Genomic DNA, 14,992 nt, shown 5'->3' on the forward strand with positions numbered 1-14,992 from the left:
ATTCAAAATCATCCCTTTACCCATTGGCCTGTTCAAAATAGCTCGCCAGTCGAGCCGTTAGGTTTTGAGTAAGCAACTGAGTATTCGCTTCTAATGATGCCAGATAAAATGGCTTAAGTTTGTCGATTAACTCGCTAAAACAATGCTGCGCTGCCAATGCATCTAAGGCGGCATAAACAATTTGTGTAGAGGTTAGAGGTACCTGTTGCCAATTCGATAGGGTCACTTTTTTAGGCTTATCGATACGCTTTTGCAGTAACGTGGCGACCAGTTGACGAGTACCCATTTCTTTACCCGCCCCAAGCTGTGCTAGAACCCAGTTCAAATCTAACCTCGGCGTGACATTAATCCCCCACTCCCGCGTTAATGCTTGACCGTCACTTCTAAGGCCAACACCCACTTTCAAAATATTCTCATCCTCAAGCACAGGTTTTAATAACCCTAACTGCTCAGCTAACAGCGCATGTTGAAACAAATAGCAGGTGTCATGGGTCGCGATTTGGATCAAACTTAAGGGATGCTGCACTCCGCGCTCAAAACTTGCGCGAGTTTCGGTATCAAACCCAATGACACGCTGCTTGCTTATGCTTTGCAGCACTGTTGTTAATTCATCAGGCTGAACCACAATAACTCGCGCGCCCTCAAGCTCGAAAGGGGCTAATTGGGATAACTCAATATCATCAAGACGAGTGATAAGTGCAAGCTTTTGTTTAAACCACAATAACTTAAGCTCAGGCCCTATTAATTTAGGCAAAGCATCTACTGCAACTGAAGTATCAGACTGTGCTGCTTGGGCCAAATAGGCGCTACCCGCCGCATCCATTACCGCAATCAAACCATCGGCATTCTCGCCTAGCTCCTGACGTAGCCAAGCTAACTTATTGGGTGAAAGGCAATACTTCATTAACTTCATGACACCGTCCTTGAGAGCTTAAAGAACAACTTCCGTTAGAAACCATTCCTATATCGAACTATCTTCCACCAAAACTAGCAATTAACTACGCAGCTTTTGAATTCCCGCCATAAGAAAAACAGCAAGGGCCCCCGCAAGCACACCAAATAACCCGTTGAGTATGCTAGGCGTGAGAACCGCTAAGGCAGGGCCGATAACACTGATTGCAGCAATAGCTTGTTGCGCATGGTGAATTTGCTCACCGATGATATGCAAACCATGGGTTAAAATCCCACCACCCACCATAAACATGGCTGCCGTGCCAATAATCGTTAAACTTTTCATTAATATGGGGGCGGCGCTCAATAAACCAAAGCCTAATTTACGGTTCATTTGAGTTAATACAGAGGCACCTTCACGTTGACTCAAGTACAACCCCGCATCATCCATTTTGACAATCGCTGCCACTAAGCCATACACGCCTATGGTCATCACTATGCCAATAATTGCTAAGGTAAAAAACTGTGTCGATAACGATCTATTCGCCACTATACCAAGGGTGATGGCAATAATTTCCGCCGATAACACAAAGTCGGTACGAATCGCCCCTTTAACTTTTTCGGCCTCGTAGGTGGCGATATCTTTAATCTCAGGTAACTCATTCTCTACTTGGCTTTGGTGTTGCTGCTGGCCCTTTCTATGGTTATAGCTGTGATGCAGTTTTTCAAAGCCTTCGTAACACAAAAATAGCCCACCAAACATCAATAATGGCGTGACAGCCCAAGGAATAAACGCGCTGATAAGCATTGCTGCAGGCACTAAAATCAACTTATTACGGAATGATCCCTTGGCCACCGCCCACACGACGGGTAATTCACGATCGGCGCTTACGCCCGTTACTTGCTGGGCATTAAGCGCTAAATCATCTCCTAGTACTCCTGCGGTTTTCTTTGCGGCAACCTTACTCATCACCGCCACATCATCTAAAATCGATGCGATATCATCGAGTAAAGTTAATAAACTCGCCCCAGCCATAAAACTTCCTTAATAAACGCATTCTGCTTTTGTCATAGTAACTTAGTTAGATTGAGTGCGTATAGTGAAATGCTTTTCATCTTAACTGCTTAAGTCGCTTACATTATTTCTAATCTAGAAATACCATGAATGCAGATCACACTGGCAATGGAATTGCCCCACATTATCTGCCGGAAAAGAGTATACTAATCGCAGAATTTTTTACTCATTTGCCGTTACAGGATGTCAACATGACTCAAGATGAAATGAAAAAAGCTGCTGGTTGGGCCGCGCTTAAGTACGTTGAAGAAGGCAGTATTGTCGGTGTAGGTACAGGTTCGACTGTAAACCACTTTATTGATGCACTCGCTACCATGAAAGATGATATCGAAGGTGCGGTTTCAAGCTCGGAAGCATCTACTCAGAAAATGAAAGCGCTAGGAATTCCCGTTTATGACTTAAACAGCGTCGATCGTTTATCTGTCTATGTAGACGGTGCCGATGAAATCAACGATCGTATGGATATGATCAAAGGTGGTGGCGCAGCATTAACTCGCGAGAAAATTGTCGCGGCTGTAGCTGAGAAGTTTATCTGCATCGTTGATAACACTAAACAAGTCAACATATTAGGTGAATTTCCGCTCCCCGTAGAAGTCATTCCAATGGCTCGCTCTTATGTCGCTCGCCAATTGGTAAAATTGGGTGGAGATCCTGTTTATCGCCAAGGTGTTGTGACCGATAACGGCAACGTGATCCTCGATGTGTATAATCTTAAAATCCTTAATCCAAAAGAATTAGAAAGTCAGATCAATGAGATAGTCGGTGTAGTGACTAACGGTCTGTTTGCCAAACGCGGTGCGGATGTGTTACTCGTTGGCACCCCTGATGGCGTAAAAACGTTTACTGCCAAATAAGTTAAGTGCAAAAATCCTATCACAGTCACAAGGCTGCTGATTGTAAAAATACGCTGTAAAAATGCCAGCCACTTTATTCAAGGGCTGGCATTTTTTATGATTCTTTTTATAGCTCAATGTTATCTAACTAAGTTGCCCATCGCAGACAGCTTATATCAAGCGCTTGGCTTACCAAGCTCTGGCGACTAGACCTTTTAAGTAGAATCCTTCTGGGAAGGCGCTACCGATAGGGTGATCGCTCGCTTGGCTTAAGCGTTCGATAAACTGGATTTCACGTTTCGCATCGAGCGCAGCATCGGCCACGATTTTTTGAAACAGATCCGCAGGCATTAATCCTGAGCAAGAGAAGGTCAATAACACGCCGCCCGGATTCAATAACTGCAATGCAATCATATTGATGTCTTTATAACCACGGCAAGCCCCGTTTAACTGTGCTTTGTTATCGGCAAACTTAGGCGGGTCGAGCACAATCACATCAAAGGTTTTACCTTCATCACGGTACTGGCGCAGCAACTTGAACACATCGGCTTCGTTGTAATGCACATTGTCATCACTCAAACCGTTCACTTGCATATTGAGGCGCGCTGTCGCCAAGGCTAGAGAAGACACATCGACGTTTTCAATACTGGCAGCACCTGCTTTCGCAGCGTACAGACCAAAAGTCCCCGTGTAGCAAAAACAGTTCAATACCGATTTATCTTTGACAAAACGGGCGGCAATGGCGCGGTTATCACGCTGATCGAGATAGAAACCTGTCTTATGGCCTTTAATCACATCGACGGCGATCTTGATGCCGTTTTCTTCAATAATCACTGGCATTTCTGGCAGAGTGCCGTGCAGTAAACCCGTCACAGGCAGTAGACCTTCTTTCTTACGGGAATCCACATCAGAACGCTCATAGATAGCACAATCTGGATATTGCTCAGCCAATAACTCGACTAAGGTATCGCGCCATAAATCAGCACCTGTGCTCAATAACTGGCACACCAACACATTGGCATATCTGTCGATGGTGATCCCAGGTAAACCATCGGACTCAGCAGCCACTAAACGGTAACCCGTTAAACCCTGCTCACGGATTAAATCGTTACGGCCGATTTGCGCCCGCTGTAAACGTCTGGCAAAAAACGCGCGATCAATTTCTTCTTCGCGATCGAAAGTCCAAATCCGCACTTGAATTTGCGACTCAGGCGACCAAGCACCACGACCTAACCAATGACCATCATGCGCGACCACATCGACTGTCTCACCCGCTTCAGGTTTTCCCTTAATGTTATGAATAGCATTGGAAAATACCCAAGGATGACGACGCTCGAGCGACTTTTCGCGGCCGGGTTTAAGTTTGATTCTGATAGCCATAGTTGCCTTTAAAAATAGGGCCGCCACTAAAAAAGGGCTGCTGTCTAAAAATGGGAAACGGATGATATACCCAATGCCACCTAAGTGCGAGTACCGAACACGCCGCAGTGCTTATTTACCATCATCCACGGATGGCCGATCATACCTTATTTTAACGGTTAATTCTGAATGATATTCATGCGAAATGATGTAGGAATGGTTAATGACACAACGCTAACAAAACCATAGCAAGAAGATGCCTGCGCGATAAAGACAACTGACATGATTTGAAATAAGACGAATTAATAAGCAAACACGAGAACTTAGCTACGTAGCGCTAACTCAACAATGACGGGCGCATGGTCAGTACTGTAGGCGTCGCGTTCATATTCAGGTCTGACTAAGTGTCTATCGCAGGTCTGATAATCTACGACTTGCGCTAAACTGCGGCCATGGCTCGCATCAAACTCACTCGAAAGCAAAATATAATCCAGCACAGAACCTTTAGGGCCATAGTAATGGGTCGCCGCTCTGTGTTCCCTATGGTAAGCGGTATTGCCAGTCAAACTGTCCCTCAAGTTCGCTTCAATAAATAATTCATAGGCATCTTTAAGTTGATACTGAGCAAACACCGCCGCTAACGCCGCATCGGATAAATGCCCAAAGCCCGCGGCTTTAATGTCATTACTGTGGATACTCTCGCCCTGTATCGTTAACGCATCTAAGGCGCCCATTGTCAGGCTGTCATTAAAGTCCCCCATCACTATGACAGGATGTTTAGATTCTTGCCTACGTACTAATATGCCATTGAATAATAACGCTGCTTCTGCGCCGCGCTGCATGGTGGATGCCCAGCGGCCTAAGGCTTGCTCTGTGAGTAATTGGGTTTCTGAATGCAGTTTCATGCTCGCTGCGGGAGCCAAGTTATCTAACCCAAGTGGCTGATGTTCAAATAGCTTAGGCTCGAGCGCTAATCCCGCACGTTTTGACTTAAAGTGCACCACATAATAGTCACACTTGCCGATGTGTGGCACTTCAACGGTTGCGCGCAGCACCTTACGGCTAAAGGCAAATTCACTCGATAATCCCATGGCTGCCACTAAACGTGCATCAGGTTCGACACTGCTGATTTCCACTATAGGATAACGGGAGGCAAGCGCGACCACAGGGCTGCGATAAATGTAATCACTGATAAGAGTTGGCTCATCAACGACCGCAAAATACCCTAGACCTTGCTCGCGAGCGATTCGTTTGAGCGGTTCAGGGCTAAACACTTCTTGAAATCCGACAATATCGGGCTGGCGATGTGCGAGAAACTCACTCAACCACTGACACTTTTTCTGCCATTGCCCATGGCTATAGATATTTTCAAAATCATAGTAAGCCAAAGGCGGCTCAATAAAATTAAACAGATTGATACTGGCGATCTTGATATTCGCGGTGCGCTTATGATCGATAGGTGCAGCCACTGATTCCAACTCATCGATATTGTGTGCCACAGCTTAATCCCCCAAAATCTGAATACAGCAAACTCTCTTAATCTGACTTAATCTGACTTAATCTGAATGAGCACAATGACTCACCGCAGGCCGACAAGGGTATACCCGAAGTGCACTAATGCCAAATCCCCCATTTTAGATAAAGTCTTAACTCATCTCTGGCGACTCAAATACACCTTACTGAGATAAGTCATACCGTTAAAAACCACAATTCAATATCACAGTTAAATCCGACAACAAAAATCAACCGCTATCAGCCAAAAAACAAACAATCAAACAACAATGATTAGCACGCAAAACCACCAGCACTCCCAACAAAATCACGCAAGCCCAAGAATGATCATAAAATTAACTTTTACTTAAAGTGTAAATTCAAACAAAAACATATGTAATAACATGTGCGGTTGACTTTACATTTCAGTCCCTTAGAATGTGGCGACTTTAATCATTGCGGAGACCCACTGTGGGCACACACATAAGCGACAGTAGATGCCCTGTCCAAAAGACAGGATTTAACGCCTAGCACTAGCCCGCAATATTTGCTGCTACCTGCTAAGCAGGGTAGTAGTGTGAACCATTCTTCACTCAGCCTCCCCCAAAATATCAATCACAGACAATAAGCCTGAGCCTATGGCTGCGCTTTAGCAATTCCAGCATTTTGCTGGGGTTCAGTTATGTGTATTTATTGCATCTCAAAGCAAGTTTTTTGCCTCAGTGGACTTCGTTTTCCCTATGGATTTACACCTATGGGTTTACATCTGAGGAGCCTAAATATGGCTTACATAAACAACACAGCAATTTTGCGATCGTTATCCTGCGCAAGTATCAGCTTGTACTACAGCATGAGTGCAGCGGCATCCCATCTCGAAGTGGATGATCCTGCCCTCGCTGAGCGCTGTGAATTAGAAATGGGCTGGCAACAACCTAGGTCGGATCATGCTCGGACGCAATTAAATGCAACCACGACTTGCAGCCGCAATCAATGGGAATGGCATATAGGATTAGCGTCCAATGCCAATGACGATATTCGTGAGGAGCAAGCTGAAGTCGGCATTAAGCTGCCGCTCAACTTAAACTCTCACTCAGATTCAAATCGGCAGCAGGATGATTGGCACAGTGCACTGGTAATCAACTTGCAGAAAAACCTCGATGCCAGTAACGAATTAGCCACCGAAGTCTTCGGCATTTTTGGCAAAACCTTAAGCGATTCTGATGTCAGTCTCTATGCCAATATAGGTTTTACCCATGAGTTTAATCAATCAACCCAATTATTGGTGGGTATCGCGGCGGCACATGAACTCAGTAGTCATCACCGCGTGATAGCCGAGCTTTATCAAAAAGAGTTGAGCGAGACTGCCTATCAGTTCGCCTATCAACACACACCGCAACAACAGCTACAGCTGGAATTGAGCTTAGGCAATGCCCTTCGTGGCAACGCGCTGCAACTTGGCGCAGACATCACCTTTTACTTTGGTCACTAGATCGTTGGGAGAATGAGCTATGAACATGAATAACAGCAAAAACAACACTAAAAAAATCATCCATAATCTGCAAATGATTATCGAGCAACGCAGTGCAAGCGTCATGGCTGAATTAGCCGAAAAACGCCACCCTGCGGATATTGCAGCCGTATTTAACGTCTTTAATCAAGCTCAACAAGTCCTATTGTTGCAACTGGCCTCACCTAAGGTTTGCGCCAATCTGTTTCGCTATCTGACCGATGAATTGCAAGCCAGCTTAGTACAGCAATTAGATAAAACCACGCTATCTGCGCTACTGGTTCACATGGCAGCAGATGAACGTGCCGACCTCTATAATCTGCTCGATGAAACCCAGCAAGCGGCGATTTTACCTGCGCTAGCATTGGCCAAACGGGAAGATATGCGCACCCTCGCCGCCTATGATAAAGCCAAGGTTGGTGCGGTGATGACGTCAGATTACACCTTGCTTAATAGCCGCCACACGGCTGGCGAGGCCATAGAGGCGCTACGTACTGAAGCTAATGATAAGGAAACTATTTATCAAACCTATGTAGTGGATATGTTAGGCCGCTTGATAGGCACAGTCTCTTTAAGGCAATTACTACTCGCACAACCCGATGAGCGAGTGGTCGATTTTATGAAGCCCGATCCTGTTGCGCTTGATGCCAACGCCCTGCGCGAAGAAGCGGCACAGATGATTGCTCACTATGACTTAATGGCACTTCCCATTATCAATGGTAAAGGTCAATTGGTCGGCATTGTTACCTATGACGATGCAATGGATATTGCCAGTTCGCAGGCGGATCTTGAATTCACCAAAACCGCAGCTATAGGCAATATCGACCACAATCTAAAAACAGCCAGCATAGGGTTACTCTATCGTAAACGCGTATTTTGGCTAGTGGTTTTGGTCTTTGGAAATATTTTCTCAGGCGCAGGCATTGCCTATTTTGAAGATACCATTGCCAGTTATGTCTCTTTAGTCTTCTTCCTACCTCTGCTGATCGATAGCGGCGGTAATGCAGGCTCGCAATCAGCCACCTTAATGGTACGCGGCTTAGCCACAGGGGAAGTTAAAATAAAAGACTGGTTATCTATGCTAGGGCGCGAATTATTTGTCGCCGGATTATTAGGAGCCAGCATGGCAGCGGCAGTGTCCTTGCTAGGCTTTTGGCGCGGCGGACCTGAAATCGCACTGGTTGTGGCACTCACAATGCAAATTGTGGTGATTATTGGCAGCTTGATTGGTATGTCTCTGCCTTTCTTACTGAGCAAATTAAAGATGGATCCTGCGGCCGCGAGCGCGCCACTCATCACCTCCATCGCCGATATCATAGGTGTAATCGTGTACTTCAGTATCGCCACAATGGTGCTCGACTTACCTATGCCCTAAATCATTCGTGGGCCGAATAAACACCCCTTATTCGGCTCACTTTTGGGTTAATTCTGATTGACTTGGTCTACATCATAAATGTGCTAATTACACTTAAAATATAAGCACAAACATTAATCATGGGTTAATATTCTAACATCACAATAAATCTAACTTATTCTTAATATTGCTATATTTGCAATAGAACCACTAATGCAAGTCTATAAGCAGTAGCGATGACAACACTAATGAAGTGTTTAGAGGTCTTTATGTGGTTTAACTCTCAGCTAAAAACAGAAAATAAAATTCTCCGGCAACAACTCGTCGAACAGCAGCGTACACATCAAATTGAAATCGATGAGTTGAAAGCCATCATCCGCGAAAACGAAATGATGCAGCAGCAATCCCGCCAAAACTCAGATCTTTTTACCGAAGTGATCGCTTGTCAAAATCAAGGCGGAGAAATGTTAAACGCGATTCGCGATGGATTAGCCAGCAGCGCATCACTACTTACTGAAGAAAAAGAATCCTTATCTGAACTCGATAAAATTTTTGATCAAACCCGCATTGCCATTACTAACTTAGGTTCTCGAGCAACTTATATTAATGAACAAGCAAAACAAAGTATGCATGCGGTCATGGAGCTCGATGCTACAACCGCCTCTATTAATCAATTTGTGGCGGCTATCCAAGGTATCTCTGAACAAACAAATTTACTCGCCCTGAATGCTGCCATCGAAGCTGCACGAGCAGGTGAAGCTGGCCGTGGTTTTGCCGTAGTAGCCGATGAAGTGCGCCAGCTTGCAAGCAAAGCTCATGAAGCGAGTAGTCAGATAGAAAAGCTTGTGAAACAAATAGTTTTCCAAGCAAATGAAATTAAAAATATTGTTGATAATAACCAAGCCAGTGCCGTTGATATTGCAGCCTCATCGACTCAAATTGGCCAAGTCGTTGAAGATGTACTTCAACGCTCACATCAAATGCAGCATGTGATCCATAATGCCGCAACCGCCTCTTTTTTGAATACCACCAAACTCGATCATGCGGTTTGGAAAAGCAATGTTTATCAATTAATTGAACAACCACAACATAGCCATGATGTAAACTCACATACCGAATGCCGTTTAGGTCAGTGGTATTTTAAAGGCTTTGGCGCAGAAAATTATCAACACTTGAGTAATTTTAAAGCATTAGATGCCCCACATAAGGCAGTACATGAGGCAGGCAAAGCCGCTCTACATGCAAGACATACGGGTAACTTAAGCGATATGGTCAAACAATTACATCAAATGGAAGATGCAAGTATGCGCGTAGTGCACTATATCGATAATCTAATGCGTGATGTGTACCAAGCATAAAATTGAAGCAGCGATACCAACAAAGATAACCTTAAGAGCACGATAATCGGTGCTCTTTTCTGAAAACCGATATTAAATTTTAATCTTATAAACCAAGCTAATAGCTATACTTGATAAAAAATACAGTTTCTATCTTTAATCGTTTTAGAGCAGGCAGTCAGACTCAATTATAACGTACTAATTTTTAGGGTTATTAATGAAATTTGCCACCAGAATACTGCTACCAATCTTAGTGTTGATCGTGCCTACCATCATGGCCAATCCACTGAATATATATACCGAAGAATGGTCACCGATCAGCTTCTCTGTTGATGGTAAACCCGATGGTTTAGCTGTACAAGTCGTACAAGAAATTCAAAAACGCATCAAGAACCAAGACCCAATTAAGGTCGTGCCATGGGCTCGAGGTTGGAAAATGCTGACCGAGCAACCTAATACTGTGTTATTCACTATGACACGCACGACAGAAAGAGAGCAGATGTTTACTATGATTGGCCCAGTTGCAATTGGGACGACTAATTTTTATGCTCTAAAAAACAGTGGGATAAAAATTACCAGTTTAGAGGATGCGAAGTCAGCCAAAGCGATTGGCGTATACCGCGCCTCAGTTGAAGAGCGAATACTCCTCGAACAAGGGTTTACCAATATTGCAGCGTCTTCTACTCCGCTTTTAAGCGCTAAGCAGCTCATAAAACACCGTATCGATCTCTGGTGTAATGCTAATTTAACAGCACCAAGCATACTTACGGAGGCGGGTGCCAGTATTGATGATGTTGAATCCCTTTTTACGATTAGTGCTAACCATCTATACATTGCTTTTTCTCGCGGCACCGCCAATGAAGTGATAGAACAATGGAAAAATAGCCTAGCAGCGATAAAAGCAGATGGCACTTTCAAAACGATTTATCATGCTTGGCTCCCCATGGATGAACCGCCCATGCAAACCGAACGGATAGGACCAGCCCACTAACCACTAAATTCAACTATTCTACACTCTATATCTCTTTTACTATCACGTTCAAATCGTCCCTTAGAAAGGACACTTACAAATCCAGTCGATGTGCTCCCCTGTTATCGGATGATCAAAAGCTAGGCGAGTCGCATGCAGCATTAACCTTGTATGATGTAGAGCATAATCGTTGTCTGTTATCTTCTCACCTACCCCAGCATACAGATCACACCCCAAAATCGAGTGTCCCAATTGCTGACTGTGGATCCTAAGTTGATGAGTGCGGCCAGAAACGGGGGTAAATTCTACCCGTGTAGCAAAAGGTTCCGTTAATCGTTCAAGCACCCGATATTCGCTGATCGCAAGCTTGCCAGTGCTGTGGCAAATTTTCTGCAGCGGGAAATTGTCGACATCTTTAGCGATAGGCAGATTAATCACCCCACTGTCGTCAGTGAGATGCCCATGGAGTAATGCGGTATAACGCTTCTCAACCGTGCGCGCCTGAAACTGTTTTGTCAGCAAACCATTAACCGTTTTATTCAGTGCCACCAGCATGATGCCAGAAGTGCCAAAATCGAGTCTGTGTAGTAGCGTGGCCGTCGGAAAATCCTGCACTAAACGATAATGCACTGAGTCGAGATTCAGCGGATTCTTCCCCGATAAACTCAATAATCCGCTCGGCTTATCAATCAGCAGAATATCGCTATCTTGATAGAGCACACGTATTTGCCCGAGGCAAGGCGGCGCAATAAAAGTATCGACTTGGGTAATGCTATCTTCGGGATCGGACATCGTTTTCTCAGACAACTAAAGGGGAAATTCAGTGAGCAAAATATTCAAAAACGGAACCATAAAGTAAAACCGCAATGGGCCTAAATGATAAGGCCGTATAACCTCGGTTATACGGCCTTATTAAATGACATCAACAGTAATGCTTATTCAGCTAATACGCGTTGATGCAATTCTTGCACTGATGTCACATTGGTACGGTCATCAGCAGCATGGGCCATACAGGTGGCAAATGCAGCATTCATGGTCGTAGTGTAGTTCACTTTGTAACGCAGTGCACCGCGGCGCAATTGACGAGAGTCTTCAATCGCTTGACGACCTTCAGTGGTGTTGACGATATAAGTGTATTCACCGTTCTTGATGCGATCGAGAATGTGTGGACGACCTTCATGTACCTTGTTCACTAAACGTGGGTTAATGCCCGCTTCACCCAGAATAATGGCTGTACCATGGGTCGCATCGATTTGGTAACCGAGCTCAATTAACTTAGCCGCTAAATCAGCAACGCGTTTCTTATCGCTGTTTCGCACAGACAATAATGCACGGCCCGACTTAGGCACCTCTGCTGTGGCACCTAACTGCGCCTTAGCATAAGCTTCGGCGAAGGTATCACCCACGCCCATCACTTCACCAGTAGAGCGCATTTCTGGGCCTAACAATGGATCAACACCTGGGAACTTGTTAAAGGGCAACACCACTTCTTTCACTGAATAGAAAGGTGGGATCACTTCTTTAGTGAAGTTTTGCGACTTCAAGCTTTGCCCTGCCATCACTCGCGCCGCGATCTTAGCTAAAGGCACGCCCGTTGCTTTCGACACGAATGGCACAGTACGGGCTGCGCGTGGGTTAACTTCAATCATATAGATTTCGTTATCTTTCACGGCAAACTGTACGTTCATTAGGCCAACGACACCAAGTTCCATTGCTAACTTGCCGACTTGCACGCGCATGCGATCTTGGATTTCTTGGCTTAAAGTGTATGGCGGTAAGGAACAGCCTGAGTCACCGGAGTGAACCCCAGCTTGCTCGATATGCTCCATGATGGCGCCGATAACCACAGTTTCACCGTCACAGACTGCGTCGATATCCACTTCAATCGCATCATCTAAGAAGTGGTCTAACAGTACTGGCGATGCGTTAGATACGCTTACGGCTTCGTTAAAGTAGCGCAGTAAGTCCTGTTGGTCGTAAACGATTTCCATCGCACGGCCACCCAGAACATAGGATGGACGCACCACCAGCGGGTAACCGATACGCTCAGCGGCAATCACTGCACCTTCAACTGTGGTCACAGTATCGTTTTCAGGTTGCTTCATCTCCAGACGTTGAATCGCCTGCTGGAAACGCTCACGGTCTTCAGCGCGATCAATCGCATCTGGGCTAGTACCAATAATTGGCACACCAGCGGCCTCAAGGGCGCGAGCCAGTTTCAGTGGTGTTTGGCCACCGTACTGCACGATAACGCCTTTTGGCTTCTCGATACGGACGATTTCTAATACATCTTCTAGAGTGACGGGCTCGAAGTACAGACGATCTGAGGTGTCGTAGTCGGTTGAAACGGTTTCAGGGTTACAGTTGACCATGATAGTTTCATAACCGTCTTCACGCAGTGCTAATGCCGCATGCACACAACAGTAATCGAATTCGATACCTTGACCGATACGGTTTGGACCACCACCTAATACCATGATTTTTTCACGATCAGAGGGATTGGCTTCACACTCTTCCTCATAGGTCGAGTACATATAGGCCGTGTCAGTCGCAAACTCGGCCGCACAGGTATCTACACGTTTGTAGACAGGATGCAGGTCGAATTTATCACGCAGCTTACGCACTTCAGCTTCATTCACCCCTAATACATCGGCTAAACGCGCATCGGCAAAACCTTTACGTTTAAGCTTACGCAGTAAATCATAATCCAGCCCCGCCAAACCCGCCTCGGCAACAACGCCTTCGAGTTTAATCAGTTCTTCAATTTGCACGAGGAACCAAGGGTCGATATTGGTCAAACGGAAGATTTCATCAAGGCCAAGACCCGCACGCATCGCATCGGCAATGTACCAAATACGGTCACAACCGGGTTCTTTTAGCTCGAGGCGAATACGTGACATCGCTTCAGGTTTAGACATATCAGTGATAGGGTCTAAACCGTTACGGCTAACCTCTAAACCGCGCAAGGCTTTTTGCAATGACTCTTGGAAAGTACGGCCGATGGCCATCACTTCACCCACAGATTTCATCTGTGTGGTTAAGCGGTCATTCGCGCCAGCAAACTTTTCAAAGTTAAAGCGTGGCACTTTAGTCACAACGTAATCGATAGCAGGCTCGAATGACGCTGGCGTACGACCGCCCGTAATGTCATTCATCAGCTCATCAAGGGTGAAACCGACTGCTAACTTCGCGGCGATTTTTGCAATCGGGAATCCCGTGGCTTTCGATGCCAGCGCAGATGAGCGCGATACCCTTGGGTTCATCTCGATGATCACCATACGGCCATCGATTGGGTTAATACCAAACTGTACGTTTGAACCGCCCGTTTCAACACCGATCTCACGCAGTACGGCCATAGAGGCGTTACGCATGATTTGGTATTCTTTGTCTGTCAGAGTTTGCGCGGGTGCAACCGTGATAGAGTCGCCGGTGTGCACGCCCATAGGATCGAAGTTTTCGATAGAACAGACGATGATGCAGTTGTCGTTACGATCACGAACCACTTCCATCTCGTATTCTTTCCAACCAATTAAGCTCTCATCGATTAGCAGCTCTTTGGTTGGCGATAAATCTAACCCTTGAGAACAGATTTCTTCGAACTCTTCCTTGTTGTAGGCAATACCACCACCCGAGCCACCCATAGTGAATGAAGGACGGATAATACAAGGGAAACCGACTTGCTCGAGCACACCGTAGGCTTCTTCCATGCTGTGGGCGATACCCGCACGTGGACACTCTAAGCCAATGCTCTTCATGGCTTTGTCGAAACGGCTACGATCTTCGGCTTTATCAATCGCATCGGCAGTCGCGCCAATCATTTCAACATTAAATTCCGCTAAAACACCTTTGGCTTCGAGTTCTAATGCGCAGTTCAGTGCGGTTTGGCCGCCCATGGTTGGCAGAATCGCGTCAGGGCGTTCTTTGGCGATAATATTGCGGACCACTTCCCAGTGAATTGGCTCGATATAAGTCGCATCGGCCATTTCAGGGTCGGTCATAATAGTGGCAGGGTTAGAGTTCACTAGAATGACGCGGTAACCTTCTTCACGCAGTGCTTTACAGGCTTGGGCGCCTGAATAGTCAAACTCACATGCCTGACCAATGACAATCGGGCCTGCACCTAGGATAAGAATACTCTTTATATCTGTACGTTTTGGCATTGCTTCTCTCTTCTC

11 protein-coding genes are annotated in these 14,992 nt (G+C 45.6%); 5 read left to right on the plus strand and 6 right to left on the minus strand.

The genetic code is table 11. The annotated features are described in order from the left end of the window. Window positions 1–16: 16 nt before the first annotated feature. Together JEZ96_RS14600 and JEZ96_RS14605 are read right to left on the minus strand one after the other, a co-directional pair. The gene (locus JEZ96_RS14600) at window positions 17–913 is read right to left on the minus strand and encodes a 3'-5' exonuclease (RefSeq protein ID WP_025008464.1); all 897 of its coding nucleotides are present in this window, start codon (window positions 911–913) and stop codon (window positions 17–19) included. A gap of 81 nt (window positions 914–994) precedes the next feature. Continuing rightward, entirely contained in the window at window positions 995–1,927 is a 933-nt protein-coding gene (locus tag JEZ96_RS14605) for a DUF808 domain-containing protein (protein WP_061783375.1), read from the minus strand. A 230-nt stretch (window positions 1,928–2,157) separates the two neighbouring features. On the opposite strand from JEZ96_RS14605, the gene rpiA reads away from it, so the two are divergent. Continuing rightward, the gene (gene rpiA / locus JEZ96_RS14610) at window positions 2,158–2,820 is read left to right on the plus strand and encodes a ribose-5-phosphate isomerase RpiA (protein ID WP_014611139.1); all 663 of its coding nucleotides are present in this window, start codon (window positions 2,158–2,160) and stop codon (window positions 2,818–2,820) included. 168 nt (window positions 2,821–2,988) lie between these two features. Here the strand turns inward: rpiA and JEZ96_RS14615 are convergent, their stop codons facing one another. Together JEZ96_RS14615 and JEZ96_RS14620 are read right to left on the minus strand one after the other, a co-directional pair. Next, window positions 2,989–4,179 carry a class I SAM-dependent rRNA methyltransferase gene (locus JEZ96_RS14615; RefSeq protein ID WP_011788387.1) on the minus strand — a complete coding sequence of 397 codons (1,191 nt, stop codon included), beginning with the start codon at window positions 4,177–4,179 and terminating at the stop codon, window positions 2,989–2,991. A 302-nt stretch (window positions 4,180–4,481) separates the two neighbouring features. Beyond that, window positions 4,482–5,657 (minus strand): endonuclease/exonuclease/phosphatase family protein, encoded by a 1,176-nt coding sequence (locus JEZ96_RS14620; RefSeq protein WP_061783374.1) that lies wholly within the window; start codon window positions 5,655–5,657, stop codon window positions 4,482–4,484. 773 nt (window positions 5,658–6,430) lie between these two features. Between JEZ96_RS14620 and JEZ96_RS14625 the strand changes: the two genes are divergently transcribed. From JEZ96_RS14625 to JEZ96_RS14640, 4 genes are all read left to right on the plus strand, one after another. Continuing rightward, the gene (locus JEZ96_RS14625) at window positions 6,431–7,138 is read left to right on the plus strand and encodes a hypothetical protein (protein WP_025008463.1); all 708 of its coding nucleotides are present in this window, start codon (window positions 6,431–6,433) and stop codon (window positions 7,136–7,138) included. A 19-nt stretch (window positions 7,139–7,157) separates the two neighbouring features. After that, the gene (mgtE, locus tag JEZ96_RS14630) at window positions 7,158–8,531 is read left to right on the plus strand and encodes a magnesium transporter (protein WP_025008462.1); all 1,374 of its coding nucleotides are present in this window, start codon (window positions 7,158–7,160) and stop codon (window positions 8,529–8,531) included. 248 nt (window positions 8,532–8,779) lie between these two features. Next, window positions 8,780–9,868: a methyl-accepting chemotaxis protein gene (locus JEZ96_RS14635; RefSeq protein WP_011788382.1), complete on the plus strand. Its 1,089-nt coding sequence runs from the start codon at window positions 8,780–8,782 to the stop codon at window positions 9,866–9,868. Between the two features lie 196 nt (window positions 9,869–10,064). Then, a complete protein-coding gene (locus JEZ96_RS14640) occupies window positions 10,065–10,838 on the plus strand; it encodes a substrate-binding periplasmic protein (protein WP_011919816.1) in 774 nt (257 codons plus the stop codon). Window positions 10,839–10,898: 60 nt separating this feature from the next. Here JEZ96_RS14640 and JEZ96_RS14645 read toward each other — a convergent pair whose 3' ends face one another. Next, complete coding sequence (locus JEZ96_RS14645) at window positions 10,899–11,609, minus strand: RluA family pseudouridine synthase (protein ID WP_025008460.1); 711 nt, start codon at window positions 11,607–11,609, stop codon at window positions 10,899–10,901. A 143-nt stretch (window positions 11,610–11,752) separates the two neighbouring features. Then, the gene (gene carB, locus JEZ96_RS14650; protein ID WP_011788379.1) at window positions 11,753–14,977 is read right to left on the minus strand and encodes a carbamoyl-phosphate synthase large subunit; all 3,225 of its coding nucleotides are present in this window, start codon (window positions 14,975–14,977) and stop codon (window positions 11,753–11,755) included. Between the last annotated feature and the right edge of the window lie 15 nt (window positions 14,978–14,992).

Origin of the sequence: Shewanella putrefaciens (assembly GCF_016406325.1) — a bacterium.
GTDB classification, from domain to species: domain Bacteria; phylum Pseudomonadota; class Gammaproteobacteria; order Enterobacterales; family Shewanellaceae; genus Shewanella; species Shewanella putrefaciens.

Bases quoted from the DNA above. Each gene is read 5' to 3' on its own strand.
- rpiA (WP_014611139.1), top strand. From the start codon at position 2,158: ATGACTCAAGATGAAATGAAAAAAGCTGCTGGTTGGGCCGCGCTTAAG.
- JEZ96_RS14600 (WP_025008464.1), bottom strand. From the start codon at position 913: ATGAAGTTAATGAAGTATTGCCTTTCACCCAATAAGTTAGCTTGGCTA.
- mgtE (WP_025008462.1), top strand. From the start codon at position 7,158: ATGAACATGAATAACAGCAAAAACAACACTAAAAAAATCATCCATAAT.
- JEZ96_RS14605 (WP_061783375.1), bottom strand. From the start codon at position 1,927: ATGGCTGGGGCGAGTTTATTAACTTTACTCGATGATATCGCATCGATT.
- JEZ96_RS14635 (WP_011788382.1), top strand. From the start codon at position 8,780: ATGTGGTTTAACTCTCAGCTAAAAACAGAAAATAAAATTCTCCGGCAA.
- JEZ96_RS14640 (WP_011919816.1), top strand. From the start codon at position 10,065: ATGAAATTTGCCACCAGAATACTGCTACCAATCTTAGTGTTGATCGTG.
- carB (WP_011788379.1), bottom strand. From the start codon at position 14,977: ATGCCAAAACGTACAGATATAAAGAGTATTCTTATCCTAGGTGCAGGC.
- JEZ96_RS14625 (WP_025008463.1), top strand. From the start codon at position 6,431: ATGGCTTACATAAACAACACAGCAATTTTGCGATCGTTATCCTGCGCA.
- JEZ96_RS14615 (WP_011788387.1), bottom strand. From the start codon at position 4,179: ATGGCTATCAGAATCAAACTTAAACCCGGCCGCGAAAAGTCGCTCGAG.
- JEZ96_RS14645 (WP_025008460.1), bottom strand. From the start codon at position 11,609: ATGTCCGATCCCGAAGATAGCATTACCCAAGTCGATACTTTTATTGCG.